This is a genomic window from Vibrio thalassae, from assembly GCF_900089835.1.
In the GTDB taxonomy this organism is placed as follows: domain Bacteria; phylum Pseudomonadota; class Gammaproteobacteria; order Enterobacterales; family Vibrionaceae; genus Vibrio; species Vibrio thalassae.
Map to the genome: position 1 here is coordinate 36,739 of NZ_OANU01000021.1, position 26,209 is coordinate 62,947.

Sequence of the window (26,209 nt, forward strand, 5' to 3'; positions counted from 1 at the left end):
ACTTAGTCCTCGAATTTAAATGTTATCTACTGATTGACCAGCAAGAGCCTCACGAATGGACTTATCCATTCGACGAGAAGCGAACTCCTGGCTCGCTTTGTCAGTATCTTTTATACCTTGTTCAATGGCATCGGCATCGTCACCATTGCGCAATTTAATCAGTGCTTCAATCGCCTCAACTAAAACCTGTTTCTCTTGCTCATTAAGTAAAGCGTCGCCATCTGCTTGCATCGCAGCGATTAGGCCTTCTATTACTCGATCCGCTTCGACACGTTGTTCGGCTAATGCACGAGCTAACATGTCATCTTTAGCGTAAGTCATCGAATCCTTGAGCATATTAGTCACTTCATCATCGCTTAGGCCATAAGAAGGTTTTACTTGGATATCCGATTGAATCCCAGTGCTCTTCTCCATCGCAGTAACCGACAATAAACCATCTGCATCAACTTGATAAGTGACACGGATATGCGCAGCACCCGCTGCCATTGGTGGGATGCCCTTTAGTGAAAATCGAGCTAGAGAGCGGCAGTCTTCCACCATTTCTCGTTCACCTTGAACGATATGAACCGACATCGCCGTTTGACCGTCTTTAAAAGTAGTAAACTCTTGAGCACGGGCAACAGGAATCGTGGTATTTCGTGGGACGATTTTCTCAACAAGCCCTCCCATGGTTTCGATACCAAGCGATAAAGGCAGCACATCGAGTAGCAACATTTCTGAATCAGGTTTGTTGCCAGCGAGAATGTCGGCTTGAATCGCCGCACCAATGGCCACAACTTCATCAGGATTAATACTAGTCAGTGGTGTTTTTCCAAAGAACTCTCCAACCATATCGCGAACTAGCGGGGTGCGAGTAGAGCCACCCACCATCACGACCTCAAGGACATCTTCAGTCTCGACTTCAGCATCCTTTAGGGCACGACGACAGGAAAGGAGTGTTTTCTTGACTAGGGCACGAATGAGATCTTCAAATTGAGCTTTCGACAGCGTCCCTTGCCAGCCTAACACATCGACATCTGCGACATCAGAAGAACTCAAATCAATCTTAGCTTGTGTTGCTGCATCTAGTAATTGACGTTGCTCTTGCAACGTCAATTCAGATTTACCAATTTGCTGTTGCAAATGCTCAGCAACCAAATGGTCAAAATCATCGCCACCTAGTGCTGAATCACCACCTGTCGCCAGCACTTCAAACACACCGCGAGATAATCGAAGAATGGAAATATCAAAGGTGCCGCCACCAAGGTCATAAACCGCAATCACGCCTTCTTGACCGCTATCCAAACCATAAGCAATCGCAGCGGCGGTAGGCTCGTTGAGGAGACGTAAAACGTGCAAGCCTGCTAAGCTCGCCGCATCTTTTGTGCCTTGGCGCTGAGCATCATCAAAATACGCTGGTACGGTAATAACAACACCCGCTAGCTCACCACCTAATGATTCTTCTGCACGTTGAGCCAGCGCTTTTAAAATATCGGAAGACACTTGAATAGGATTCTTCGCCCCACCGCGAGTTTGTAATACCGGTAGACCATTGTCACTTTCGGTCAATGAATAAAGCATGGATGGATAACGGCTTTGAACATCTGCGAGTGAACGACCTAGCAGTCGTTTCACTGAGATAATCGTGTTGACCGGATCAGCGGCTGCGTTATCACGCGCATCGATGCCAACAGTGGTCGTCTCTTCTGTATAGTGCACGACTGATGGTAGGATCTTTCTACCTTCAGAATCTGGCAGCGTTGCTGCTTCTCCACTTCTTACCGTTGCAACTAAAGAGTTTGTTGTCCCTAAATCAATCCCCGCCGCCAACTTATGTTCATGGGGCGCTGAGCTTTGACCGGGTTCTGCGATTTGAAGTAATGCCATTCAATATCCTTGGAAGCTTCCATTAGCCAAGCAGCTTATCTTCTAGCTGTTCTATTTCACTTTGTAGCTTGGCGATAAATTTTAGTTTTCTGACGCTATCAGCGGCTTCAAGCCACTGTTGCTGTTCGAGTCGCTGTTGTAGCTCTAGAAGTTGAGATTTAAACATTTTGCTGACCTTGGCTTCAAAGTCAAAAAGTTCTGATTCAACGTCCTCTGAGGATTCGATTTCTTCTAGAGTTTCGCGCAGCTCCATTTGTTCCATTAAGAACATGGGATCTTGCAGAGTTTGCTGTTCTGCTCGAATGTCTACACCGTTTTCAGCTAACAGATATTCCGCTCTAGAAATAGGTTTACGAAGGACTTGGTATGCGTCATTAATTTGCGCCGCCTTCTGCACCGCAAGCATACGGTCACGTTCAGAAGCAGTGGCGAAATTATCAGGGTGAAAGCGTCGCTGTAATTCTCTGAATTGAGAAGAAAGAAGGCTACCGTCCAGTTCAAACTGAATAGGTAGCCCAAATAATTCGAAATGGTTCATAACATTGACTCACAAACAAGAATCGTGGAGCAACTGGTTAAGCCAATTGCACCACGATGATTAAAGGTTAGACATTAAAGCTTTCGCCACAACCGCATTCGCCTTTCGCGTTTGGGTTGTTGAATTCGAACCCTTCGTTCAAGCCTTCTTTTACGTAGTCAAGCTCTGTTCCATCAAGATAAACCAAGCTTTTTGCATCGATAATGACTTTTACACCAGAGTGTTCAAACACTTCATCACCATCATCAAGTTCGTCAACAAACTCAAGAACATAGGCCATACCAGAACAACCGGTAGTCTTTACACCTAAGCGTAACCCTATACCTTTACCGCGGTTTTCTAAAAACGCTCTTACTCGGCTTGCTGCTGCTTCTGTCATTGAGATGGCCATACTACAACCTTTGTTTGCTTCTCTTGATGATATATTAAGGCTTGGTTATCCAAGCGATTTAGTCGTGCTTTTTCTTATAATCTGCTACGGCTGCTTTGATCGCGTCTTCTGCAAGAATTGAACAGTGAACTTTCACTGGTGGCAACTCAAGTTCTTCAGCAATTTCAGCATTTTTAATCGCTGCTGCTTCTTCAATTGATTTACCTTTTACCCATTCGGTAACCAGCGAACTTGAAGCGATAGCAGAGCCGCAACCATAAGTTTTAAATTTCGCATCTTCGATAATACCTTCTGGCGTTACCTTGATTTGAAGTTTCATAACGTCGCCGCACGCTGGTGCGCCTACCATACCACTTCCCACAGCTGGATCATTTTTGTCGAACGACCCTACATTACGTGGGTTTTCATAGTGGTCAATAACCTTTTCACTATATGCCATAATAAATTCCTCGAATCCTCTACTACCGTGAGATTAGTGGTGAGCCCACTCAACCGTATCTAGGTCAATCCCTTCTTTATACATATCCCATAGAGGAGACATGTCACGTAATTTGTTTACTGCCGTGGTGATTTGCTCAATTGCGTAATCAATGTCTTCTTCAGTCGTAAAGCGACCAAATGAAAAACGTACAGAACTATGAGCTAATTCATCGTTCAGTCCTAATGCACGAAGTACATAAGACGGCTCTAAGCTCGCAGATGTACAAGCCGAACCCGATGAAACAGCAAGATCTTTAAGAGACATCAATAATGACTCGCCTTCAACAAATGCAAAACTCACATTCAAGTTGTGTGGCACTCGTTGCTCTAGATCACCGTTAACCGTTACCGCTTCAAGATCTTTCACACCATTGAGTAGGCGATCACGAAGCGCTTTCGCATGGTCATAATCTTTCTGCATATCTTGCTTAGCGATAGCAAATGCTTCACCCATACCAACAATTTGGTGTGTTGGCAGCGTACCAGAACGGAAACCACGCTCATGACCACCACCGTGCATTTGCGCTTCTAGACGAATACGTGGTTTACGACGTACGTAAAGCGCTCCAATCCCTTTAGGACCGTAGGCTTTGTGCGCTGACATAGAGATCAAGTCAACTTTCATTTCTTGAACATCAATAGGCAATTTGCCTGCCGATTGCGCAGCATCAACGTGGAAAACAATTTTTTTGCTACGGCATAATTCACCGATAGCCGTAATATCTTGAACGACACCAATTTCGTTATTCACGTGCATGATAGAGACAAGCACAGTGTCATCGCGCATAGCGGCTTCCAACTTAGCTAAGTCGATCAAGCCATTAGCTTCTGGCTCAAGATAAGTAACTTCGAAACCTTCACGCTCTAGCTGACGGCATGGGTCTAAGACCGCTTTGTGCTCTGTCTTACAGGTAATGATATGCTTACCTTTCTTCGCGTAAAAGTGAGCAGCACCTTTAATCGCAAGGTTGTCAGATTCAGTCGCGCCCGAAGTGAAAATAATTTCGCGAGGATCCGCATTCAACAGATCGGCAATTTGCTCACGCGCGTTGTCTACTGCTTCTTCTGCTTGCCAACCAAAACGATGCGATCGTGACGCTGGGTTACCGAAGGTACCGTCCATTGTCATAAATTGAACCATCTTTTCTGCAACCCTAGGGTCTACAGGACATGTGGCAGAGTAGTCTAGATATATAGGCAGTTTCATTCTTTACTCCAATGTATAAGCAACACTACTTACGAGCGAACATTGATTCCGATGGGTGCGGTGCTTGTACTTTTTCTTGAGAACCCATGATTTACCGCAAGATCTACGTCTTGTCGGTCTGAAATTTCTAATACTTCGTTATCTACCATCAACTCACCAAGAGTGATGTTATTTAAGAAGTCACTAATCCGAGAGCTTAAATCTCTCCAAAGCGTATGAGTGAGACAACGTGTACCACCCTGGCAATCGCCTTTACCAGCACATTTGGTTGCATCAACAGACTCATCAACAGCAGCGATAACTGTACCAATAGCAATATCAGATGCTTCTGAACCTAATCGATAACCACCACCTGGCCCGCGAACACTGGCAACTAAACCAGCTTTGCGCAATTTAGAGAACAGTTGCTCTAAATAAGACAGTGAAATCCCTTGACGTTCAGAAATATCTGCTAGGGGTACTGGGCTTTGCTGTGAGTGCAGTGCGACATCTAGCATCGCTGTTACTGCATATCTTCCTTTTGATGTTAGTCTCATATCACACGTTTCCACATTGATTATGTGGTTAGGATTTTTCCATACCTGACTATTTTAATCAAGTATTTATTTGACTAAAATAGTCAGGTATTTAACCCAACAGAAAAAGCGGTTATTTTTTCACCCCTAGCCCTTTCTCTATTGAGGTTAAAATACCACGCAACGTGTTGATTTCCTGTGACTCAGGGCGAGCTCTGCTGAACATTCTGCGTAATTTGTTCATGACCAAACCCGGCTTATCTTTAGAAATAAACTGGGTATCGATGATCACTTTTTCAAGGTGTTGGTAGAATAATTCTAGCTCTTTGTGACGTGGATAGTCGGCTTCCTCTTGTTCAGGAAACTGGTTAACCACACGCTCTAAGTATGCAACACGAACTTCATAACTTAAGGTTTGAACCGCCATCGCTAAGTTAAGAGAACTGTATTCCGGATTTGCTGGAATGCAAGTATGGAAGTGACAAAGCTGCAACTCTTCGTTGGTTAAACCAGTGCGCTCACGCCCGAATACCAAAGCAACAGGATGTTGTTCACCTTCGATAGCAAACTTTTCCCCGCATTCTCTCGGTTCGATCATCGGCCAATCTAGCGTACGCGAACGTGCGCTCGAGCCCACGACTAATCCACAATCCTCAATCGCTTCTTGCAGCGTACCAACAATGGTAGCGCCAAGCGCTATGTCACTTGCACCTGCGGCGAGTGCAATGGCTTGAGCATCGACTTCACATTGCGGATCAACGAGTACCATTTGACTCAATCCCATTACTTTCATCGCTCTTGCGGCTGAGCCAATATTGCCTGAATGAGAAGTTCCGACGAGGACGATTTTAACGTTGTCTAGCATGGTCAAATAGCACCGAGATTACAAAACCGACGAATAATAACATAAACCCGACTAAAATAGTCAGGGTCTTTTTACTCTCGCCAATGACAGCGCAAAAAATAACCACTTCCCTTTTGCCAAAACTTTGGTATACTCGCCGCCGCTTTTTGTTCTTTAACATCCGTTGGGAAAATTCGTATGCATCCAATGCTAAATATCGCTATACGCGCTGCGCGTAAAGCGGGCAACCATATTGCTAAATCACTAGAAAACACTGACAAGATCGAGTCAGTACAGAAAGGCACTAATGACTTTGTTACTAACGTAGACAAAGAAGCTGAAGCACTCATTATCCATACTATTCAAACATCGTACCCTGACCACAGCATTATCGCTGAAGAAGGTGGCTTGATTGAAGGTAAAGATAGCGACGTACAATGGATCATCGACCCACTGGATGGCACTCAAAACTTCGTAAAAGGTATTCCACATTTCTCAGTGTCTATTGCTGTTCGCATTAAAGGCAAAACTGAAGTTGCGTGTGTATACGATCCAATGCTCAACGAGCTATTCACCGCTCAACGTGGTGCAGGTGCTCAGCTAAACAACGCTCGAATACGTGTAAAAGCGCTGAAAGACCTAAAAGGTACTGTTATCGGTACAGGTTTCCCTTCGAGACAAAAACAACACTCTGAAAGCTACTTAAAGATAATGTCTGCTTTGTTCGTCGATTGTGCAGACTTCCGTCGTGCAGGCTCTGCTGCTCTTGATCTTTGCTACGTAGCGGCTGGCCGTTTAGACGGTTACTTCGAGTTAGGTCTAAAACCATGGGACATGGCTGCCGGTGAGCTTATCGCTCGTGAAGCTGGTGCAATCGTTACTGACTTCGCAGGTGGTACTGAGTATATGAAGTCTGGTAATGTGGTTGCGGCAAGTGCACGCGGCGCTAAAAACATGCTTAAGATCATTCGTGAGAATGGTAACGAAGCAATCCTCAAATAATTAGCCTAATCATCGCAGTCCGTCACAGCTGAATTTTAAATCTCGACCATTGGTCGGGATTTTTTTATTTGGAACTAAGGCTATTTGACCAGCAAATCGTTGGATTGCCAGCAAAATAAAAGCTACTCCTTGGAGTAGCTTTTATTGCTTGGTATAGGCAGGGATGAAGATATAAAATCCTAATCAAATAACTTAAGGCATTTCATCAAACTCAGCACCCTCTTTCTCAACCTCTGGGGGCATTAAGTGCTCTTTCTTGATACCCAGTTTCAGGGCAAGGGCTGACGCAACATAGATTGATGAATACGTACCAACCGTAATACCTAACAGCAAAGCAGTGGCAAATCCGTGAATCATCGCACCACCTTGGGTGAACAGCGCAATAACTACAAACAATGTCGTGCCAGAAGTAATCAATGTACGACTTAATGTTTGTGTAATAGAGCTATTCATAACGTCAGCAGCATCGACATTCCGCATCTTCCGGAAGTTCTCTCGAATTCGGTCAAATACTACAATGGTATCATTGAGTGAATAACCAACAACAGTAAGTAATGCAGCTACAATGGTCAAGTCCACTTCAATTTGCATCAAAGAGAAAATACCAAGGGTGATGATGATATCATGTGCCAACGCCAATACCGCACCAGCAGCAAGACGCCATTCAAACCGCACCGATACGTAGATCAGGATACAGATCAACGAAACAAGAATAGCTAGGCCGCCCGCCTCGGTTAGTTCATCGCCAACATTGGGGCCCACAAACTCGATTCGGCGCATTTCAACGCTTTCACCAGTACCTTGCTTAATCGCCTCCAAAATTTGGTTACCCAATGCTTCTGCTTGTACATCATCACGAGGACGAAGACGTACCATAACATCACGAGAGGAACCGAAATTCTGTACTGTCGCATCACCAAAGCCTTTCGCATCTAAAGCTGAACGAACTTGTTCAAGGTTGGCTGGCTGCTCGAAGCCAACTTCAATCAACGTACCGCCAGTAAAGTCTAAGCCCCAGTTCAACCATTTGGTTGATAGAGTAAAAATGGCAGCACCTATCATAACGAGCGACAAGGCAAATGCCGCTTTAGACCAACGCATAAAGTCGATCGTTTTGTCTGCTTTCAATATTTGAAACATAACTAACCCTTAGATCGACAACTTGTTGATACGCTTACCACCGTAAACTAGGTTCACGAGGCATCGTGTACCAATGATGGCGGTAAACATAGAAGTGATAATGCCTATCGACAGTGTAACTGCGAAGCCTTTGATAGCCCCTGTACCTACTGCGAATAGAATGATAGCGGTAATTAACGTCGTAATGTTTGCATCAGCGATGGTACTAAATGCGTTCGCATACCCTTGGTGAATCGCTTGTTGAGGGTTGCGCCCCTCTTGAAGCTCTTCACGTATACGCTCGAATATCAGTACGTTAGCATCAACTGCCATACCGACTGTCAATACAATACCAGCAATGCCCGGTAGGGTCATCGTGGCACCTGGAATCATAGACATAATACCGACAATCAGCACAATGTTAGCCATCAATGCCATATTGGCGAACAGACCAAATCGGCGATAGTAAACCAGTGTAAAGATCATAACGGCGATCATACCAGTGATACATGCCTTGATACCCATGTCGATATTTTGCTGACCCATTGATGGACCGATCGTTCGCTCTTCAACAATAGAGATTGGAGCGATCAGTGCACCAGCACGCAGTAACAGTGCTAAGTTGTGTGCTTCAGCAGCAGAGTCGATACCTGTAATTCGGAAGTTGCGACCAAGCGCCGATTGAATAGTGGCTTGGTTAATAACTTCTTCATATTTATCAAGGATGATTTTGCCTTCTGGAGTACGTTTACCACTGTCTTTATACTCAGCGAAAACCGTCGCCATCAGCTTACCAATGTTTTGACGAGAGAACGCTGCCATTTTGTTACCACCTTCGCTGTCTAGCGAGATGTTAACCTGTGGACGACCGTACTCATCGGCACTTGAGCTTGCATCGGTAATGCTCGCACCACCTAAAATAACGCGTTTCTTAAGCACAACAGGGCGACCATCTCGGTCTTCCTTGATTTCACTGCCCGCTGGTGCGCGGCCATTTGCAGCAGCAGCCAGATCAGCAGAGCTGTCAACTTCACGGAACTCTAGCGTCGCAGTTGCACCAAGAATCTCTTTTGCTCGAGCGGTGTCTTGTACACCAGGAAGTTCTACAACGATACGGCTAGCGCCCTGACGTTGAACCAAAGGTTCAGCAACACCCAGTTCATTTACACGGTTACGTAAAATGGTGATATTCTGCTCAACAGCGTAATTACGAATCTCTTGCAGACGAGTTTCTTTAAAACGAGCCACAAGTGCAAATCGACCATTAGAGTCAGAATCAAAGAAATCCATGTCTGGGTGTTTCGTTGTCAGTACTGCTTTCGCTTCGGCAAGCTGTTCAGCATCACGTAGCAATACTTCTACGCCATCTTTGCCCGATGGGCGAATAGAGCGGTAACGAATACGATCTTCACGAAGTTCACTGCGGAACGCTTCTTCTTGTTGACCCACCAGCTTTTCCATTGCAGCGTCCATATCCACTTCCATTAAGAAGTGAACACCGCCACGCAGATCTAAGCCCAGTTTCATTGGGTTTGCACCAATAGACTCTAACCAGTTTGGTGTCGCTGGTGCGAGGTTCAACGCAACAATAGAATTTTCGCCTAGAGCTTGACTGATAACATCGCGCGCACTGATTTGAGTGTCAGTATCATTAAAACGAACAAGAATGGAGCCATTTTCTAAAGCAATGGACTTAAGAGAAAGTTGCTCTTTATCAAGAGCTTTGGTGACAGTATCCAGCGTCGACATATCAACAGAGGCGCCACGCGCCCCTGTAATTTGAATAGCCGGATCTTCACCGTATAGATTGGGAAGTGCATACAAAGCTGCAATGCCAATGGCAAACAACACCATAAGATACTTCCACAAAGGATAACGGTTTAGCACAGCGAGGATCCTTTAGCTGTTTTTATAGAGACTTCAGCGTACCTTTTGGTAGCACTGCAGTAACGAAGTCTTTCTTGATAACTACTTCATTGTTGTCGTTTAGTGCGATTGCAATGTAGTCGTTGTCTTCAGCGATTTTAGTGATCTTACCAATCAAACCGCCATTAGTTAGGACTTCATCACCCTTACCCATAGAAGCCATTAGGTTTTTATGCTCTTTAGCACGCTTCGCTTGTGGGCGGTAAATCATGAAGTAGAAAATTACCGCAAACATGCCAAGCATAATTAGCATTTCAAAACCGCCACCTTGTGGTGCCGCTTCAGCTGCGTGAGCTGCAGAAATCAAACTCATCGGAAAACATCCTCTTTAATGTAAATACATATCCAAAATTGGGCTATCCCCCTATCTTTTCAAGAAGCAAAAGGTAACTCAATGTTTCTTAGCGACTTAAACACACAAAAAATGTGACCGATAGCTAGGATTTGTTACCAATTGCAGGGATAGCCGTTTATTTAGCCAACTATTTCATATCTAGCGGCGGCACTTCGCGATTGCGTCGTGCGTAAAACTCTTCTACAAACGCATCAAAACGGTCTTCATCAATTGCTGTGCGGATGCTTTCCATTAGACGTTGGTAGTAGCGTAAGTTGTGAATCGTGTTTAAGCGGGCACCCAAGATTTCATTACAGCGATCTAAGTGGTGCAAATACGCTTTAGAGTAATTCTTACAGGTGTAACAATCACAATGTTCATCCAATGGACCTGTATCTGTTTTGTTCGTTGCATTACGGATCTTAACAATGCCACCGGTCACAAATAGGTGTCCATTACGTGCGTTTCGTGTCGGCATTACGCAGTCAAACATATCGATACCACGACGAACACCTTCAACTAAGTCTTCAGGCTTACCCACACCCATTAAGTAACGAGGCTTATCTTCAGGAAGTTTAGGTGTTGTATGCTCTAGTACTCGGTGCATGTCTTCTTTTGGCTCACCAACAGCAAGACCACCAACCGCATAACCGTCGAAGCCAATGTTCGTTAGACCTTCCACTGACACATCACGCAGATCTTCGTACACGCTACCTTGAACGATACCAAACAGCGAGTTAGGGTTCTCTAGCTGGTCGAAATGGTCGCGTGAACGCTGTGCCCAACGCAATGACATTTCCATCGACTTTTTCGCTTCCGCATGTGTTGCTGGGTATGGCGTACATTCGTCAAAAATCATCACGATATCAGAGCCAAGATCTTTCTGAATTTCCATCGATTTTTCAGCATCCATGAAAATCTTGTCACCGTTTACTGGGTTACGGAAATGCACACCCTCTTCAGTGATTTTGCGAATGTCCCCAAGACTGAATACTTGAAAGCCGCCTGAATCGGTAAGAATTGGACCTTGCCAGTTCATGAAGTCATGCAAATCGCCGTGCATCTTCATGACTTCTTGGCCTGGGCGCAACCATAGGTGGAACGTGTTACCTAGAAGAATTTCAGCGCCAGTGCCTTTAACTTCTTCTGGTGTCATACCTTTCACAGTACCGTATGTACCAACAGGCATAAACGCAGGTGTTTGTACCGTTCCACGTTCAAACGTCAATTGACCACGACGAGCGTGACCATTTTTCTTTTTTAGTTCGTATTGTAATTTCACGAAGCCTCCACATTGCCAGAGACACAATCTGACTCAATCTTAAAACGCACTAACAAGCGTAGCTTGTCGCACTTGAATGCACTAGCCATCTAGCTAGTGAGGTTGGTAATCCTTACCGTATTTCACTGGCTCCTTGAGTGAAATAAAAAGCTTAAGCGGTCTTTTTAGTGATGAACATCGCATCACCATAGCTAAAGAAACGATATTTCTGCTCTACAGCATGTTGGTATGCACTCATTACATTGTCGTAGCCTGCAAACGCGCTAACGAGCATGATGAGTGTCGATTCAGGCAGATGGAAGTTGGTCACTAAGCAATCTACTAGCTGATACTCGTATCCCGGGAAGATAAAGATTTCCGTGTCACCAAAAAACGGAACTAACTCTGTCCCATTTTTCAGAGCATCTTGCGCCGCACTTTCCAAAGAACGTACAGATGTGGTGCCAACCGCAATAATTCGACCACCGTTAGCCTTGGTTTCATTGATCGCGTCTACCACATCTTGCGGTACTTCAACGTATTCCGCATGCATATGATGATCGTTGATATTTTCTACTCGCACAGGTTGGAAAGTACCCGCACCAACATGCAAAGTTACGTAGGCAAAATTCACGCCCTTGGCTTTGATTTTCTCAAGCACAGCAGCATCAAAGTGCAGACCAGCAGTAGGAGCGGCAACCGCGCCTGGCTTCTCGTTATAAACGGTTTGGTAACGCTCTTTATCGGCATCCTCATCTGGACGGTCAATGTAAGGAGGAAGTGGCATGTGACCAATATCGTTAAGAATATCAAGAACCGTCTTATCAGACTGCATTTCAATCTCAAAAAGAGCATCGTGGCGAGCGACCATCAATGCTTGGAACTCATCATTTTCACCAAGGAACAACTCTGTGCCTGGTTTCGGTGCCTTAGAAGAGCGGACATGTGCTAACACACGCTTATCATCAAGCATACGTTCAACAAGTACTTCAATTTTACCGCCAGATGCTTTACGTCCAAACATTCGTGCTGGAATCACGCGAGTATTATTGAACACGAGCAAATCGCCCGGCTGGACTTGATTAACGATATCAGTGAAGTTTCCATCCACGACTTCACCAGTATTCCCGGTTAGCTGAAGCAGTCGGCTTGAGCTTCGTTCGGCTTTAGGGTAGCGCGCGATAAGCTCATCTGGTAAATCAAAATGAAAATCTGAAACTTGCATAACACCAATCTTCTATATTAAGCGACAAAAACGGCGAAAAAATTCGCAGCCGCATAGTATAAAGTGACCCGTTGGAATAGCAAGCTGAACCGTCACCTCCCCATCGTTATTCGGTGTTTTTTATGTGCCATTTTTGACCTTAATATTAGTAAGCTTATTTTGTGACTGGAGCGACAAAAAACGACGATTGTCTCAGACTTAATCAGTGAAAAATTCTATAGTTAAAGTACACAATCAGAACGAGTTGGAGGCCCTATGATTAAGGTCGAAGATATGATGACTCGCAACCCTCACACCCTATTGCGGTCTCACTCATTAGCCGATGCTAAACATACTATGGAAGCGCTCGATATCAGGCATATACCTATTGTCGATGCAGAGCGTCATTTGCTTGGCATTGTCTCTCAACGCGATGTTTTAGCGGCTCAAGAATCCATCCTACAAAAGATCCCAAGTGACCAATCTTACACATTATCGACTCCACTCAGTGAACTCATGCATTGCAATATTATGACCGTTGAGCCAAGAGCTGGATTGAAAGAAAGTGCAATCTATATGCAAAAGCATAAGGTCGGATGCTTGCCCGTGGTAAAAAACAAGCGATTAGTCGGCATTATTACTGACAGTGATTTCGTCGCAATCGCCATTAATTTGCTAGAGCTTCAAGAAGAAGTCGAGCCTGATGAAATAGAAACGGAGAGTGACTCAGAGTTACTGAACGCGTAATTAAAAAAAAGAGCGGCTGACGCCGCTCAAACTTACCGACATTCAGTAGACATTACAGACCTACTGAGGCAGTGCTCAAAAACAACTCTCGCATTCTCTTTGCGTTTTAATTTTTACGATCTCTTGCCAAGTGACCATCTTTTCAGTCGCGCTAGGGACACTTTGATGTGCAAATTAACATTGGCGTGGAATCGTGCGACATCACTTCAACACGTTCAATCGACCGTGTAAATTTAGAACGAAACCAATTACAGAACACGTTACTCACTCATTTACTGACTCGAGCGTCCCCTATTCAAACCTATTAATTATTCATTAAGATTAAATTAATTAGCAAGCCTTATGGTTACGATACCCAACCCCAGTTAGAGTATCAACTCTACAAAGCAAAAAATGGACAATTCGATACTTTATTCTTCGACAAAAAATCAGAGAAGAATAAGAAAAATGTCGCCAATTACGTAATTAAATTACACAACTTAAATAACAAATGAATCAATCAGTTAATAATGAAATCATCAAATACTGGAGGCAACATATTTAAACGGCCTTGTTTAGACCATCAATCTAGTGAAGATTAAAATGTGACAATGTAAAATTGACAGTGTGAATAGCAAAGTTTGATTGAAATATTTTTCAATAATCACACATCAGCGGCATTGGTTTACGTATTTAGGTTTTTAGATTAATTCATTAAAAAAGACACCCATAACGGTGCCTTTCTCTATAAAACGGTTTTTTACTAGAACAGAACACAAACTAAAGTAGTTCAGAGACCACATCCGCCAGTTGCAAAAATGAATCGCGCCGCGAGGAACTTGGTCGCCAGACTAAACCAATATCACGATGGGCTTGCTGTCCCGGCGGTTCGACCACAATAAGATTTTGGTTCTCTAATAAACCATGTTCAATGGCCATCTGTGGGATAAAGGTCGTGCCTAAACCATTAGCGACCATTTGTACCAACGTATGCAAACTCGTGGCACTGAAAGGGTTGATTTTCTCTTTTTCGGTGAGTTTGCAGGCGGACACAGCATGTTCTGTTAAACAGTGTTCATTTTCTAACAGAAAAACGGACTCATCCGGAAGATCATCGTACTTAATCGGAACTCGAATTCGGTCAGCTTGATTACGACTGATCACCATTTTAAACGGGTCATGACCGACAATGCAGCTGTCCATATTACCAATGTCCATTGGCAGCGCCAGAATAAGCACATCCAGTTCACCGTGTCTCAATGCCGCCAGTAGGTTTGCCGTCGTGTCTTCCCTAAGCAATAGATTTAACTGTGGGTAACGAGCATTCACTTCTTGTACTAAGTCACACAGTAGAAACGGCGCTATAGTAGGAATACAGCCGAGCTTTAATTGTCCCTGCATGGCGTCGCCTTGACACAAATTACCCAGCTCGATGAGATCTTGCCCCTTAGCTAAAAGCTCTCGTCCTTGTGAAACCACCATTTCGCCTGCTTGAGTAAACACCAGCGGACTCTTCTTGTCCTTCTTCTCATACAAAGGACAGCCTATCAGCTCTTCTAGATTTTGAATTCCTTTGCTTAACGTAGACTGACTGACGAAACAACGCTCTGCCGCTTCACTAAAATGTCGTGTTTCGTGCAGAGTAACCAAGTAATGAAGCTGCTTTAAACTGGGCCATTTATTCATGATAACTGCCTGTTTTTGGACCAATATAAAAAAAGGAATCGACATAACTGCTTCATCGCTTTTTTCGATGGAATTAATCTATTAATTTCGCTTTTTTCAATACTACAATGTGTACTATAGTTTGTCTCGCACAAATACGGACCAAACCAAAAATGGTTTGAATTAAACTCTATTTAGGAGCAAAAAAATGGTACTAGTTGGTCGTCAAGCCCCAGACTTTACTGCAGCAGCTGTTCTAGGTAACGGTGATATCGTTGAGAACTTTAACTTTGCTGAGTTCACTAAAGGTAAAAAAGCAGTTGTATTCTTCTACCCACTAGACTTCACTTTCGTTTGCCCATCTGAACTGATCGCATTCGACAACCGTCTTGCTGATTTCCAAGCTAAAGGTTGTGAAGTTATCGGTGTTTCTATCGATTCTCAGTTCTCTCACAACGCATGGCGCAACACTGCTATCGAAGATGGCGGTATTGGTCAAGTTAAGTACCCTCTAGTTGCAGACGTTAAACACGAAATCTGCCAAGCGTATGATGTAGAGCACCCAGAAGCAGGCGTTGCTTTCCGTGGTTCTTTCCTAATCGACGAAGACGGTCTTGTACGTCACCAAGTAGTTAACGACCTACCTCTAGGCCGTAACATCGACGAGATGCTACGTATGGTTGACGCTCTAAACTTCCACCAGAAGCACGGCGAAGTATGTCCTGCGCAATGGGAAGAAGGTAAAGCAGGTATGGACGCATCTCCAAAAGGTGTTGCAGCGTTCCTATCTGAGCACGCAGACGACCTGTCTAAATAATTCGATGCCTTCACCCTGCGCTCAATCAGGGTTGATGGTTGGATAAATATAAAGCGAAAAACGCAGCCAATCATTGAAGAAGAAACGAGTTAGCCAAAAAATTAAAGCCCGAGTCACGACTCGGGCTTTTTCTATTTTCAGATGTCGTAAGCAAAGATATATTGATAACCAGTATAGTTACTGAGAAGCAATATGAATTACCAACTTGAAGTCTGTATCGACAACATCGAGTCCCTCTCACTCGCCATTGCAGGTGGCGCTACCCGGATTGAATTATGTTCCTCTCTAGCATTGGGAGGACTGACTCCTAATGCAGGCTTAATCAAGCAGGCGGTTCAATCAGCGTCCGTTCCTGTTTATGTCATGATTCGCCCAAGACAAGGTGACTTTCTCTATGATTGTGATGATGTCGAAATCATGGCTGAAGACATACGTACGGCAGCTAAATATGGTGCTCAAGGTGTGGTTTTAGGACTACTTGATAAAGATGGTAATGTGGATATGCCTCGCTCTATTCGCTTGTCAAAACTCGCCCACGAGCTAAAACTTGGCGTGACCTTTCACCGAGCATTTGACCAATGTAGACATCCTGAACAGGCCTTAGAGGATGTGATTGCACTAGGGTGTGAGCGCATACTAACATCAGGTCTTTGCGCCACTGCATTAGATGGCAAAGCGATGCTTGCTAAGCTTTATACTCTCGCAAATGGACGAATAGAGCTTATGGCTGGTGCCGGTGTAAATGCAGAGAATGTCGCTGCGATTGTTTCCCATAGTCATATAAAAGAAGTTCACTTGTCTGGTAAGTCGACAAGAAAAAGCAAAATGCATTTTGTTGCTGATACCGCCAAAATGGGGAGTAATGACGTTGATGATTTTGCCATTCCGGTGACAAGTAGTGACAAAATTCGAGCGGTCGCTAAGGTACTAAACTCACTGTAACCTCGATGAGTCACGCTGTAAGTGGCTAGCCTTGTATACTGAACGACTTACCACTCATTACTATTTTGTTTTAGGGATGTATGAAAACGTCAGCTACTCTTTTTCAGAAGCTTGATCTGAATTTACTCAGAACCTTCCGAGTTCTGCTGCAAGAGCGTAATGCCCGTAAGACGGCAGAACGCTTGTTTGTCACGCAGCCAGCGATTAGCCAAGCTCTGCAAAAGCTGCGTTTTCATTTTGAAGACGAGCTTTTTGTCAAAGTGCAAGGAGGGTTAGAACCCACGCCATTTGCTCTCCAGATTGAGGAGAAGATTGGGTCGTATTTTGATGGACTTGAGACCTCACTAGAACAGCTTTCTGACTTCACCCCGAGTGAGCTAGAAGGCACCATCAAAATCGCCTTGGCTCCGATTGTACTCTCCTGCTTAGCTGGCTCGCTGTTCTCAGAACTTCGCAAGCAAGCACCTAGCCTTAACTTAGAACTGACCAGTTGGACTCAACAAACTCCAGAGCAACTTCGAAGTGGTGATGTCTTTATAGGGATACATTATGATTTAGATAGCATCTCTAAGGAAATTGCCAGAGATAAGCTGGCCGATATGGAGGCTCGTGTTTACGTACGTCAAGGTCATCCGCTAAAGAACCAAATTATTACCCCTCACGATGCTGCCCAATATGAAATCGCTTCTCTGATTTCGCCCGGGTGGAATGACCATTTTAGTTTTGCGGCACAAATCCTAGAGCAACACGGCTACGAAGCAAAAGTCGGCTTTCGCTCTGAAGTCGTGCTGGCTATCATTGATGTCGTCGCCGCAACAGATATGCTTCTGCCCCACTCAAACCTGTTACCGCGCCACCACAGTCAGCAACTCCGCTCATTAAAAGTAGAACTCAATGGGCAAATCTATACGAAAGGCCTTTTTGCTTATATTCATAACAAGAATCGCCACTCTCCAAAAGCAAAATGGTTGGAAGGGATTTTACGAAACAAGCTTTTACAGCACATCAATAATCAGAACTAATCTCAGCTATAAGTAACACTTTTTAGCCGTGAATCTAGGTCACGGCTAACATTAACGCTCTTTTACTGTTCGATCCCCAAAAAGGTGCATTGATGAAAAGGCTCTTATTACCACTGGCTTCTATCCTGTCATTTAATCTTTCCGCTGCAACATTTCACGTTTCACCTGACGTAAAAATCGGACTGTATAACGGTGCTGGGATTCAGTTAGGTATCACTGACACTATTGGCATGGATGCTGTTTATTTCAATTTTGCTCGCAAAACCTACCAAACGGACAGGTACGATGAACGTATCGACTCTTATCGTCTCGGCTTGCAACATATGTTTGGTCATCGTCAAGATCATGGTCTGCAAGCCGAGTTTGGTATTGCAGACTATCGTGGGGAGCAGAGTCGAAACAATGAAATTAATAGCCGCAATGCCATAGGTTTAAGCATTGGCGCTAGCTACGTATATATGCTCAACTCTAGTTTCGGACTAAAAAGTGGCTTCGATTATGACGTGTTTAACTCTCAAGATACCTATATTCCTATAGGTTCGAATGTGACGTTAAACTTCGGTATCATTGGCCGTTTCTAAGCCTGATAGTCAGAGAATATCATTAATAGCTTGTTCATCTAGGTGGCGGATATCCTTGCCCTTTACGAAGTAAATAATGTATTCACAAATATTCTGGCAACGGTCACCGACACGTTCAATCGCTCGAGCTGACCACATGACCTGAAGAATGTTCGGAATGTTCTTCGGGTCTTCCATCATATACGTCATTAACTGACGCACCACCGCCTCATATTCAGCATCCAACTTATCATCTAATTTATAGACTTCAGCAACAGCATCGACATCCATTCGAGCAAAGGCATCGAGCACTTGATGTAACATGGTGATAGCTTGTCGGCATAATGGCTCTAAAGAGACATGAAATTTTTGCTGCTTGGTTGATGGCTGCTCTATGGCAACACGTGCAATTCGAGTTGCCACATCACCAATACGTTCAAGATCGGTGATCGTTTTAATGATCGCCATTACTAAACGAAGATCTTTGGCTGTTGGTTGGCGCTTAGCAATGATGCGTGTACAGGCTTCATCTATAGACACTTCCATCGCATTGACTTTGTGATCATCCCTAACCACTTTTTTTGCTAGTTCAATATCGTCTTTGTGTAGTGCCTGCATCGCAAAGGATAACTGCTGCTCGACCAGTCCTCCCATCGTTAAAACGTGAGTACGTATCGATTCTAATTCGGCATTAAATTGACCAGAGATATGACGACCAAAATGCATGTCCAACAACTTCCTTAATTAACCGTAACGACCTGTAATATAGTCTTCGGTTTGTTTTTCAATCGGTGAGGTAAATATAGTATCAGTATCCGCATACTCTACCAATTTTCCTAAGTGAATAAAGGCAGTATGATCACTAACTCGCGCGGCTTGCTGCATGTTATGCGTCACAATGACTACGGTATACTTGTTTTTCAGATCGTTGATGAGCTCTTCAATAGTTAAGGTTGAGATAGGATCCAACGCCGAGGTCGGCTCATCGAGCAACAAGACCTCAGGTTCCATAGCAATAGCGCGAGCAATCACTAAACGTTGTTGTTGCCCGCCAGAGAGCCCAAACGCATTCTCGTGTAATCTATCTTTGACCTCATCCCAAAGCGCTGCTGAGCGTAACGCTCGCTCTACTGCATCATCGAGATTTCGGCTGTTTTTAATTCCTTGAAGTCGCAATCCATAAACTACATTCTCGTAGATAGACTTTGGAAATGGATTCGGACGCTGAAACACCATCCCAACTCGTCTTCGTAACGTTGCCACATCCACATCCGGGTGATAAACATTGCCACCATGCAATTTCACTTGCCCTGTTACCGTACAGCCTTCAATCAAATCATTCATTCGGTTGATACAACGAAGCAGTGTGGATTTACCACAACCTGATGGCCCGATAAATGCGGTCACCTGCCCTTTGGGAATCCGCATAGATACGTCATAAAGTGCTTGTTTATCGCGATAAAACAGATTCAAGTTTTCTATCGCAATAGCGGTCTGTTCATCGCTTAGATTATTTACATCTAAAGGCGTGGGGTAACCCAAAGTCTGATTGATAGAAAACATGATTAATCTTGTCCTAATGTTCGATATTTTTCGCGCAGGTTATTTCGAATGGCGATTGCTGTTAAGTTTAGCCCAACAACAACCGTCACCAACAGGAACGAGGTGGCATAGACTAAAGGTCTTGCCGCTTCAATGTTCGAGGTCTGAAAGCCCACATCATAGATATGAAAGCCTAGGTGCATAAATTTACGCTCTAGATGCAAAAATGGAAACTGCGAATCGATGGGCAGGCTTGATGCCAATTTCACCACACCAACTAACATTAAAGGCGCTACCTCCCCCGCAGCTCTCGCTACCGCCAAGATCAGTCCCGTAATGATAGCAGGGCTTGCCATAGGCAATACGATGCGCCACAGCGTTTCAGATTGTGTAGCGCCTAAGGCTAAGGAACCATGTCTTGCGGACACCGGAATTCGATTTAGCCCTTCTTCCGTTGCGACAATCACCACCGGCAAGGTGAGAATCGCTAATGTTAGCGCAGACCACAATAAACCCGGCGTACCAAACGTTGGTGCAGGTAACCTCTCTGCGTAGAACAGCGAATCAATAGAACCACCAATGGTGTATACGAAAAAGCCTAACCCAAATACACCATATACAATAGACGGCACACCCGCTAGGTTAATCACACCAACTCGAATCATTCGTGTGAGCGTATTATTCTCCGCATACTCATGCAGGTACACCGCCACCAGCACTCCTAGAGGCATTACCATTATTGACATAATAATAACTAATAGCACCGTACCGAATATGGCCGGGAACACACCGCCCTCAGAGTTTGACTCTCGAGGATCCTCAGAGAGGAACTTCCAAATTTGCCCGCTCCAGTGCGCCAGTTTGTCAGAAAAAGACATGTTATTGGGATACCAAAAATCAAGCACGCGGTTTAGACCAATTTCAAGACGTTCACCACGCATATCTTCAACAATCAGTACTTTACTGCTTAATTCTTTGCGCAGAGCATCTAACTCGCTTTCACTTTGGGAAAGTTGTTGATGAATGATATCCACTTGTTGCTCATAACGCAGGGTGCGTCCTTCAGATAACTCTCCATTAAGAGAGTCACGGCGCTGCTTTAAGCGCAACGCCTCTAACTGGTGATTTAAACCACGGATTCTACGTTGAATCGTATCATTAATCTGTTCGCGAGTGAGCGCAACCTGTTGAATCTCAAGCGTCAACAAGCTATCGAGTCCGGTCGATACTTCTTCCTCTGTTGTCTTTAACGCGATAATTCGCCCAAAGAAGTCTCCACCACGAGTGCGCTCAATAACAGCAAGATCTTCGGGCGTAGCTTGGTCACTAAGTTGAGGCGCAAGTAATGATATAAAATCGACCCCATAGAGATCTCGGTTTGCAACTTTAATGCTAAATCGCTCAACTTTCCCTTTTGCCAGCACTTCAGGAGGTAACACTTTCTGCGCATTAGGAATATTATGAATTGGCACCCACGTTTTTGAGTAGATTTGCCCTATCAGCTGTTTGCCGTTTTCATCCTGCCATTGATAAAGCGGAGCAGGCCAAAAATAGGTAAGCCCTTTCCAACCAATCAATAACAAAAGACCAAGAACGGATATTAAGCTAATACTCACCGCGCCGCCCGTCAGCCAGACCCAAGGTGCGCCAGATTTGAGCCACTTAAACATCATAAGACTCCTCTCCCACTCTACAGCGCACTGTATTTCTCCCGCAGTCTTTGTCTGACCCACTCAGCAAGTGAATTCACCACAAAGGTAAAGCTAAATAAAATCAACGCAATTAAAAACAGCAAACGATAATGACTGCTTCCGACTTCAGATTCCGGTAGTTCTACAGCCATAGTGGCAGAGAGGGTTCGCATTCCCTCAAAAATGTTCCAATCCATAATTGGGGTGTTACCTGTCGCCATCAGTACGATCATGGTTTCACCAACTGCACGACCTAACCCCATCATAATCGCCGAAAAGATCCCTGGGCTTGCTGTGAGTAAGACCACATAGACTAAGGTTTGCCACTGGGTTGCACCTAAGGCTAAGGAGCCATCGGAGAGGTGTTTGGGGACCGAGAAGATAGCGTCTTCAGCGATTGTGAAAATCGTTGGGATAACCGCAAATCCCATAGCAAAACCGACCACCAACGCATTTCTTTGGTCAAAGTCGATGCCATGTTGCGCTAGGAAAACTCGTGCATCACCATGGAAAAACAGCACTTCCATATCCGTGGAGTACGTCATCGCTAGATACATCGCAATAATGATGACAGGAATTAATGTAAACGGATGTAGACCACTTGGTAGTTTGCTCGTGTATTGACGAGGTATCAAATACCAAATGACACCAGCAGTGAGGCAAATCATCGGCAGCGTAATTAATAACAACAACACCGCAGGTAAATGTGTTTCCACGATAGGGGCAAACCAAAGCCCAGCAAGGAAGCCGATTATGACCGTTGGCAAAGCCTCCATTAATTCTATCGTTGGTTTCACTACTTTGCGCATACTAGACGACATAAAGTAGGCGGTATAAATCGCACCAAAGACAGCGATCGGCACAGCAAACAGCATAGCAAACAACGCTGCTTTGATCGTACCAAAGGCAATCGGTACTAAGCTGTATTTACCTTCAAATTCATCTGAGGCTGCGGTTGTTTGCCAAACAAATTCAGGCTCTGGATAACTTTCATACCAAACCTTATCAAACAATGCCGAAAACGATATTTCTGGATGTGGACTATCAATTTTGCCCACATACGGTGAATCTCCCGATAGCACGAGCGCATACAGGTTATTGTTTGACAATGCAGAGGTCCGTACTGGTGCTTGATTAGGTAAAGTACTCGATAAGACGACACGCTCACTGGTCGTGTAATTACTCTGGAAGGTGCCATCAGTTAAAACCGTAATGAACCCCTTATTCAAATGCTCAGGCAGCAGCGAATCTAGCGGCGCTTTAAAATCAAATGAGCGAATGGAGGTTAACTGTCTCGCGTCTTGTTTAACAACATCAAACCATTGCCAAACTTGATTGTTGTCGTATTCCACTAACAGAGAATGAGCACCAGATAATAATTTAAGTCCAATGGCTTTGGCATCGTTTGGCGCGGTTAAATCCACCAGCTCACGAACAATAAGATCGCTTTCTCCTCTGCGAATGACGGCCAGTTCGTTACCACTTCGTGCATAAATAGTTTGCGCATCTGGGGTTAACACTATTTCATCGACAGAACCCAATGGCGCAATCGTCGTCAGCATATGTGCGACTTGGGGTTGAGTCATCGATGCATCGGCAGTCTGCCACATTAGATAAATCAAACCCTTATCATCGACCATTGCGAAGGTCGTTTGATTCGAGTCACTTGCTGCGGTGACTAATGAAGTGTTAATGGCGTTAGTGGCTATCCAGTCAGCACCTTTCGGCAGCTCAAGCTCCAAAGTACTCTCGCCTTTTTCAGGCTGCCATTGAAATTTTGGTTGAATGAAGGCCAAACGCTGCTTCGAGTCAATAACAATGAAACCGTTATTGTTCACGGCCTTGAGTTTTACAGCATCAATTGGGATTTGACGGAGCGTTTGCTGACCTGAACGAAGAGATTGTTCAATAATTTCACCATTCGATGTCACAAAAGCAGCTTGAGTACCATGATCATCTATTGCACTGTAAGTAATAGGTTTATCTATACTTATCTCAACCCCTTGTGACCATGACACTTTTGCTTCAGAAAACAAAGGGAAGGTGACATAAGCTAGATAGACAAAAATAAAGATCAAACTTGCCAATACGCTCAAACCGCCAAAAGACACGATCCAGCGCACCAAACGGTCCTTCATCAGTCTCTTACGATCTTTGGTTTGTAACGAAAAGTTGGCCGTTGCCATAATCTATATTGGTTCTCTGTGATGACGTTTAGAATCTTACGAGATTATTGCCCGCGAAGGCTTCTGGGACGAGTTGTTAGCTTGCACGACGTGCCCCAACATTTTATGTCGTTTAGATGACAGTTATATTACATGTCATCTAACGTGCTGAAAATAATGAAATGTGTCTTCCAACACGCTATTTGAAATAAAAATGCCATATAAAATCAATAAGGTTCACGATCAGATTAGTCTTATATGTCACTCATGAACAGTAATGGGTCCCAAATCTTGGTGGTTAGTGAAATGAGCACAGAAAAACTCTATATCGAAAAAGAACTTAGTTGGCTCTCTTTTAATGAACGAGTGCTACAAGAAGCCGCTGACAAAACCGTACCGCTTATTGAGCGTATTCGTTTTTTGGGGATTTTCTCCAATAACCTCGATGAGTTCTACAAGGTTCGTTTCTCTGACGTTAAGCGCCGTATCCTCATCAACCAAGAGAGTGGCATTAACGACAACTCCAAGCATTTGCTTGGCAAAATGCAAAGTAAGGCGCAAAAACTTAATTTACGATTTGATGAGCTACACAACGATCTGACTCTAGAAATGGCTCGTCGTCGCATCTTCTTAGTCAATGAAACTCAATTAAGCGACACGCAACAAAAGTGGGTAAAAAAGTACTTCAAACAAGAAGTCCTTCCTCACCTGACCCCCTTTCTGCTTGAGGATGACATCAACGTCCTGCAATTTCTTAAAGATGAGTACGCCTACATTGTTGTTGATATGCAAAAAGCGCAGAGCTCTCAATATGCGATCATAGAGATCCCTACGGATCACCTACCTCGCTTTGTCATGGTTCCGGAACAGAAAGGCAAACGACGCAAAACCATCATTTTGCTTGATAACATCATTCGTTATTGTCTCGACGATATTTTCCGTGGCTTTTTTGATTACGACGAGCTAAACGGTTATGCCATGAAAATGACCAGGGATGCAGAATACGACCTCAGTCTTGAGGTAGAGCACAGCCTGCTCGAGCAAATGTCGGAAAGTGTCAATCAACGACTGACCGCCATGCCCGTACGCTTCGTTTACGAACGTGATATGCCCAAAGACATGCTAAATACATTATGCAATAAACTGGGCATTTCTAACTACGATAGCCTAATTCCTGGTGGTCGCTACCATAACTTTAAAGACTTTATCGGCTTTCCAAATGTTGGGCGTGAATATTTAGAAAACAAGCCACTTCCTCCTATGCACTGTGCCGACTTCGACGGTTACGCCAACCAATTTGACGCTATACGTGCTCAGGACATTTTACTCCATTTTCCTTATCACACCTTCGACCATATTACCGAGTTAGTACGCCAAGCTTCATTTGACCCCAAAGTCATTGGCATCAAAATCAATGTATATCGAGTCGCGAAAGATTCTCGCCTGATGAACTCGCTGATCGATGCAGTGCACAACGGAAAAAATGTCACAGTCGCGGTCGAGCTACAAGCACGGTTTGATGAGGAGGCCAACATTGAATGGTCTAAAGTACTCACCGAAAACGGTGTACAGGTGATCTTTGGCGCTCCGGGACTAAAAATACACGCCAAGTTATTGTTGATAAATCGCCGAGAAGAAGGAGAAATTACCCGCTACGCCCATATTGGTACAGGAAACTTCCACGAGAAAAACGCTCGTGTTTACACCGATTTCTCTTTATTGACCGCTGATCAGGAACTGGCAAACGAAGTGCGCAATGTATTCGGCTATATCGAAAACCCCTATCGCCCTGTGAAGTTTCATCACCTGATCGTCTCCCCACGCAACTCGCGTAAGCAGCTTTACCGACTCATTGATGGTGAAATTGCGAATGCAAGAGCTGGCCTCAAAGGTCAACTCACTCTAAAAATTAATAACTTAGTGGACAAAGGCTTAATCAACAAACTCTACGGCGCTAGCAGTGCTGGGGTTAAAATCAATATGATTATCCGCGGTATGTGCTCTTTAGTTCCCGGTATTGAAGGCGTGAGTGACAACATCAACATTATCAGCATTATTGATCGCTTCCTAGAACACCCTAGGGTCATCATTGCGCATAACAATGGTGACCCCAGGGTCTATATCTCTTCCGCCGATTGGATGACTCGCAACATAGACCATCGCATTGAAGTCGCAGCTCCAGTACGCGACGCTCGTTTAAAACAACGAATTATCGACATCATTAACCTTCACTTTACTGATACTATGAAGGCACGCTGTATAGACAAAGAAATGAGTAACCGCTACGTACCGCGCGGTAACCGTAAGAAAGTACGCTCACAAATCGCCATTTACGACTATCTTAAGAAGATAGAGAAACAAGCAAGAAAAAACCAAAGAGCAGCGGGTTAAT

At 44.3% G+C, this 26,209-nt stretch carries 24 protein-coding genes; 7 read left to right on the top strand and 17 right to left on the bottom strand.

Annotated features, from left to right (window positions below; all coding sequences use genetic code 11):
• Positions 1-15: 15 nt before the first annotated feature.
• The 7 genes from hscA to trmJ all read right to left on the bottom strand — a co-directional run bounded on the left by hscA (position 16) and on the right by trmJ (position 5,862).
• Positions 16-1,866 carry a Fe-S protein assembly chaperone HscA gene (gene hscA / locus VTH8203_RS08490; RefSeq protein ID WP_096993282.1) on the bottom strand — a complete coding sequence of 617 codons (1,851 nt, stop codon included), beginning with the start codon at positions 1,864-1,866 and terminating at the stop codon, positions 16-18.
• 22 nt (positions 1,867-1,888) lie between these two features.
• Complete coding sequence (hscB, locus tag VTH8203_RS08495) at positions 1,889-2,404, bottom strand: co-chaperone HscB (protein ID WP_096993283.1); 516 nt, start codon at positions 2,402-2,404, stop codon at positions 1,889-1,891.
• Positions 2,405-2,471: 67 nt separating this feature from the next.
• Positions 2,472-2,795 (bottom strand): iron-sulfur cluster assembly protein IscA, encoded by a 324-nt coding sequence (iscA, locus tag VTH8203_RS08500; RefSeq protein ID WP_096993284.1) that lies wholly within the window; start codon positions 2,793-2,795, stop codon positions 2,472-2,474.
• A gap of 58 nt (positions 2,796-2,853) precedes the next feature.
• Positions 2,854-3,234 (bottom strand): Fe-S cluster assembly scaffold IscU, encoded by a 381-nt coding sequence (gene iscU, locus VTH8203_RS08505; RefSeq protein ID WP_006072582.1) that lies wholly within the window; start codon positions 3,232-3,234, stop codon positions 2,854-2,856.
• Between the two features lie 33 nt (positions 3,235-3,267).
• Positions 3,268-4,482, bottom strand: coding sequence for an IscS subfamily cysteine desulfurase (locus VTH8203_RS08510; protein WP_096993285.1), 1,215 nt, complete (start codon positions 4,480-4,482; stop codon positions 3,268-3,270).
• A 29-nt stretch (positions 4,483-4,511) separates the two neighbouring features.
• Positions 4,512-5,018: a Fe-S cluster assembly transcriptional regulator IscR gene (iscR, locus tag VTH8203_RS08515; RefSeq protein WP_096993286.1), complete on the bottom strand. Its 507-nt coding sequence runs from the start codon at positions 5,016-5,018 to the stop codon at positions 4,512-4,514.
• Between the two features lie 112 nt (positions 5,019-5,130).
• On the bottom strand, positions 5,131-5,862 hold the full coding sequence (trmJ, locus tag VTH8203_RS08520) for a tRNA (cytosine(32)/uridine(32)-2'-O)-methyltransferase TrmJ (RefSeq protein WP_096993287.1): 732 nt from the start codon (positions 5,860-5,862) through the stop codon (positions 5,131-5,133).
• A gap of 177 nt (positions 5,863-6,039) precedes the next feature.
• On the opposite strand from trmJ, the gene suhB reads away from it, so the two are divergent.
• Complete coding sequence (gene suhB, locus VTH8203_RS08525; protein ID WP_096993288.1) at positions 6,040-6,843, top strand: inositol-1-monophosphatase; 804 nt, start codon at positions 6,040-6,042, stop codon at positions 6,841-6,843.
• A gap of 192 nt (positions 6,844-7,035) precedes the next feature.
• Here the strand turns inward: suhB and secF are convergent, their stop codons facing one another.
• From secF to queA, 5 genes are all read right to left on the bottom strand, one after another.
• Positions 7,036-7,983, bottom strand: coding sequence for a protein translocase subunit SecF (gene secF, locus VTH8203_RS08530; protein WP_096993289.1), 948 nt, complete (start codon positions 7,981-7,983; stop codon positions 7,036-7,038).
• Between the two features lie 9 nt (positions 7,984-7,992).
• Complete coding sequence (gene secD / locus VTH8203_RS08535) at positions 7,993-9,849, bottom strand: protein translocase subunit SecD (protein WP_096993290.1); 1,857 nt, start codon at positions 9,847-9,849, stop codon at positions 7,993-7,995.
• A 22-nt stretch (positions 9,850-9,871) separates the two neighbouring features.
• Positions 9,872-10,201, bottom strand: a complete 330-nt coding sequence (gene yajC, locus VTH8203_RS08540) for a preprotein translocase subunit YajC (RefSeq protein WP_006074799.1) — start codon at positions 10,199-10,201, stop codon at positions 9,872-9,874.
• Positions 10,202-10,370: 169 nt separating this feature from the next.
• Positions 10,371-11,504, bottom strand: a complete 1,134-nt coding sequence (tgt, locus tag VTH8203_RS08545) for a tRNA guanosine(34) transglycosylase Tgt (protein ID WP_096993291.1) — start codon at positions 11,502-11,504, stop codon at positions 10,371-10,373.
• A gap of 151 nt (positions 11,505-11,655) precedes the next feature.
• Positions 11,656-12,708 carry a tRNA preQ1(34) S-adenosylmethionine ribosyltransferase-isomerase QueA gene (gene queA, locus VTH8203_RS08550; RefSeq protein ID WP_096993292.1) on the bottom strand — a complete coding sequence of 351 codons (1,053 nt, stop codon included), beginning with the start codon at positions 12,706-12,708 and terminating at the stop codon, positions 11,656-11,658.
• A gap of 255 nt (positions 12,709-12,963) precedes the next feature.
• On the opposite strand from queA, the gene VTH8203_RS08555 reads away from it, so the two are divergent.
• Positions 12,964-13,434, top strand: a complete 471-nt coding sequence (locus VTH8203_RS08555; protein ID WP_096993293.1) for a CBS domain-containing protein — start codon at positions 12,964-12,966, stop codon at positions 13,432-13,434.
• Positions 13,435-14,193: 759 nt separating this feature from the next.
• Here VTH8203_RS08555 and VTH8203_RS08560 read toward each other — a convergent pair.
• Entirely contained in the window at positions 14,194-15,099 is a 906-nt protein-coding gene (locus VTH8203_RS08560) for a hydrogen peroxide-inducible genes activator (protein ID WP_096993311.1), read from the bottom strand.
• A 187-nt stretch (positions 15,100-15,286) separates the two neighbouring features.
• Between VTH8203_RS08560 and VTH8203_RS08565 the strand changes: the two genes are divergently transcribed.
• The 4 genes from VTH8203_RS08565 to VTH8203_RS08580 all read left to right on the top strand — a co-directional run bounded on the left by VTH8203_RS08565 (position 15,287) and on the right by VTH8203_RS08580 (position 18,440).
• A complete protein-coding gene (locus tag VTH8203_RS08565) occupies positions 15,287-15,895 on the top strand; it encodes a peroxiredoxin (protein WP_006074794.1) in 609 nt (202 codons plus the stop codon).
• Positions 15,896-16,087: 192 nt separating this feature from the next.
• Positions 16,088-16,837 (top strand): copper homeostasis protein CutC, encoded by a 750-nt coding sequence (locus tag VTH8203_RS08570; RefSeq protein ID WP_096993294.1) that lies wholly within the window; start codon positions 16,088-16,090, stop codon positions 16,835-16,837.
• Positions 16,838-16,917: 80 nt separating this feature from the next.
• A complete protein-coding gene (locus VTH8203_RS08575) occupies positions 16,918-17,859 on the top strand; it encodes a LysR family transcriptional regulator (protein WP_096993295.1) in 942 nt (313 codons plus the stop codon).
• A 92-nt stretch (positions 17,860-17,951) separates the two neighbouring features.
• Positions 17,952-18,440 carry a hypothetical protein gene (locus VTH8203_RS08580; protein ID WP_096993296.1) on the top strand — a complete coding sequence of 163 codons (489 nt, stop codon included), beginning with the start codon at positions 17,952-17,954 and terminating at the stop codon, positions 18,438-18,440.
• A gap of 9 nt (positions 18,441-18,449) precedes the next feature.
• Here VTH8203_RS08580 and phoU read toward each other — a convergent pair whose 3' ends face one another.
• From phoU to VTH8203_RS08600, 4 genes are read right to left on the bottom strand one after another with little or no spacing between them, the layout of a single operon-like run.
• Positions 18,450-19,145, bottom strand: a complete 696-nt coding sequence (phoU, locus tag VTH8203_RS08585) for a phosphate signaling complex protein PhoU (protein WP_096993297.1) — start codon at positions 19,143-19,145, stop codon at positions 18,450-18,452.
• Between the two features lie 18 nt (positions 19,146-19,163).
• Positions 19,164-19,982: a phosphate ABC transporter ATP-binding protein PstB gene (gene pstB / locus VTH8203_RS08590; protein WP_096993298.1), complete on the bottom strand. Its 819-nt coding sequence runs from the start codon at positions 19,980-19,982 to the stop codon at positions 19,164-19,166.
• A 2-nt stretch (positions 19,983-19,984) separates the two neighbouring features.
• Positions 19,985-21,631, bottom strand: a complete 1,647-nt coding sequence (gene pstA / locus VTH8203_RS08595) for a phosphate ABC transporter permease PstA (RefSeq protein ID WP_096993299.1) — start codon at positions 21,629-21,631, stop codon at positions 19,985-19,987.
• A gap of 20 nt (positions 21,632-21,651) precedes the next feature.
• On the bottom strand, positions 21,652-23,838 hold the full coding sequence (locus VTH8203_RS08600) for an ABC transporter permease subunit (RefSeq protein WP_096993300.1): 2,187 nt from the start codon (positions 23,836-23,838) through the stop codon (positions 21,652-21,654).
• A gap of 285 nt (positions 23,839-24,123) precedes the next feature.
• Between VTH8203_RS08600 and ppk1 the strand changes: the two genes are divergently transcribed.
• Complete coding sequence (gene ppk1 / locus VTH8203_RS08605) at positions 24,124-26,208, top strand: polyphosphate kinase 1 (protein WP_096993312.1); 2,085 nt, start codon at positions 24,124-24,126, stop codon at positions 26,206-26,208.
• Position 26,209: the final 1 nt, after the last annotated feature.